This is a genomic window from Pseudomonas sp. SWRI51, from assembly GCF_014268825.1.
GTDB classification, from domain to species: domain Bacteria; phylum Pseudomonadota; class Gammaproteobacteria; order Pseudomonadales; family Pseudomonadaceae; genus Aquipseudomonas; species Aquipseudomonas farsensis.
In genome coordinates, this window is record NZ_JABWRG010000171.1 from 1 (window position 1) to 2334 (window position 2334).

The window sequence follows — 2334 nt, forward strand, 5'->3', positions numbered from 1 at the left end:
ATGGCGATGGTGGATCCACCATCGCCATCGCGGGGCAAGCCCGCTCCCACGACTACGGTTTGATCAAGGGGCGAACGGCAGTTCGCGCTTGTGCTGGGTCTTGCGGTAGTGGGCAATGATGATTTCAGCCGCTGCCGGGTCAACCGGCAAGCCTTGCAGGAAATCGTCGATCTGCTGGTAGGTCACGCCGTGGGACGCCTCGTCCGGCTTGCCCGGCTCCAGGTCTTCGAGGTCGGCAGTCGGTACCTTTTCCACCAGCGCCTCAGGCGCACCAAAGCTGCGCGCAATCGCCCGCACCTGGTTTTTCACCAGCCCGCTCAGCGGCGCCAGGTCGCAAGCGCCATCACCGAACTTGGTAAAGAAGCCCATCACTGCTTCGGCGGCATGGTCGGTGCCGATCACCAGCCCCGCACGGGCGCCGGCGATGGTGTACTGAGCAACCATGCGCGTACGCGCCTTGACGTTGCCCACCACGAAATCCACCAAGGTTGGCGAGCCGTTTTTCAGCTCCTGCACCTCGGCCGCCAGTGCGCGCACCGCCGGGGCGATGTCGATGGTGTGGGTTTCGTCGGGCTTGATTACCTCCAGGCAGGCCTGGGCGTCGTGCTCGTCGTGCTGCACCTGGTACGGCAGGCGCACGGCGATGAAGGCATAGGCCTGGTCCCCGGTCTCGGCGCGCAGCTCGTTGATGGCGCGCTGGGCGAGCAGGGCGGCGGTCAGCGAATCGACGCCGCCACTGATGCCCAATACCAGGGTCTTGAGCCGGGCATTGGCCAGGCAATCCTTGATGAACGCCACGCGCCGGGCCACTTCCTGACCCAGGGCAGCGGCGTCTGCGAACGGCGGCTGCACCTTGAGCGCCTGGGCAATCTCTTGCTGAACGGCTTGCATGGGTTACTCCTTGCTGGGGACGTTGAAAACGTGACGCATATAGGTGACGAAGTTGTGGTCACGACACTGGGTCTTGGCGGCCTCGTCGGAAATCTTCGCCACCGGCGCGCCATTGCAGTCGGTCATTTTAAGCACGATGTTCATCGGTGCCACGCCTGGGATATCGCAGGTCAGGTTGGTACCGATGCCGAAGCTGACGTTGATGCGACCACGCAGGGCGCGGAAGATTTCCAGCGAGCGCGGCAGGTTCAGGCCATCGGAGAACACCAGGGTCTTGGTCATCGGGTCGATGCCCAGTTTCTGGTAATGGGCGATGGCCTTTTCAGCCCAGGCCACAGGTTCTCCGGAGTCGTGGCGCAGGCCATCGAACAGCTTGGCGAAGTACAGATCGAAGTCCTTGAGGAACGCATCCATGGTGATGCAGTCGGTCAGGGCAATGCCCAGCAGGCCTCGGTATTCGCGCACCCAGCAGTCCAGCGCGGCAATCTGGCTGTCGATCAACCGCGGGCCTAGTTGCTGGTGGGCCATGAACCATTCGTGGGCCATGGTGCCCAGCGGCTTGATGTCGAGCTTCCAGGCAAGGTCGACGTTGCTGGTGCCCACGAAGCGGCCCGGGAAGTCATCGCGCAGCACTCGGACCACTTCCTCCTGCACGCGGCTGGAAAAACGCCGGCGGGTGCCGAAGTCGGCCACTTGGAGTTCGGCCAGCTCATCGTCGCTGGCATTCGCCCCCAGCCAGTCGAACTTGCGTTGCAACTGGTCGCGGGCCTCTGAAAGCCGCATGTAGGGGTGCAGGTGGCGGTTGCGCACTTCGCTGATGATGGCCAGCAGCGGCACTTCGAACAGGATCACATGCAGCCATGGGCCTTTCAGGCGCAGGAACAGCTGGTCGTTTTCGATGCCGATGTGCACATAGCGCAGGTTGAAGCGGAACAGCCGCAAAAAGCGCAGGAAGTCTGGCTTGAGAAAGCTGATGCGTTCGAGGAAGGCGAGCTGGCCGTCGTCCAGGGTCAGCTCGCACAGTTGTTCGAGCTGGTGGCGGATTTCGCCGAGGTAGGGGCGAAGGTCTTCGCCGTTGCGGCAGCGCATTTCCCATTCGACGTCGGCGTCTGGGTAGTTGTGCAGCACGCCCTGCATCATCGTCAATTTGTAAAAGTCGGTGTCTAGCAGGTTGTGCACGATGCGCTGGGCGAATGCGCTCTCGCTCATCAGGGGACGCTCCAAAGCGGGCAATGGCGGCTATTGTGCCAGTCTTTGGCCTTGCTGTGGCTGTTCCAGCCTCATCGCAGGCTGGCGCCAGCTCCCACAAGAGAGCGCGCTCAACCGCAACGTTGCTGGTTGGACCCAATCCTGTGGGAAATGATGGAGAGTCGTGGCGAGCGGGCTTGTCCCGCGTTGGGCTGCGCAGCAGCCCTGAAAACCCCAGGGGCTGCTGCGCAGCCC

General features: G+C 62.9%; 2 protein-coding genes. Both read right to left on the reverse strand.

Features of this window, described 5'->3' with window-relative positions; translation table 11 throughout:
* Positions 1-63: 63 nt before the first annotated feature.
* Positions 64-891, reverse strand: a complete 828-nt coding sequence (nadE, locus tag HU720_RS23850; RefSeq protein WP_186523611.1) for an ammonia-dependent NAD(+) synthetase — start codon at positions 889-891, stop codon at positions 64-66.
* A 3-nt stretch (positions 892-894) separates the two neighbouring features.
* Positions 895-2100: a nicotinate phosphoribosyltransferase gene (pncB, locus tag HU720_RS23855; protein ID WP_186523612.1), complete on the reverse strand. Its 1206-nt coding sequence runs from the start codon at positions 2098-2100 to the stop codon at positions 895-897.
* Positions 2101-2334 lie beyond the last annotated feature (234 nt).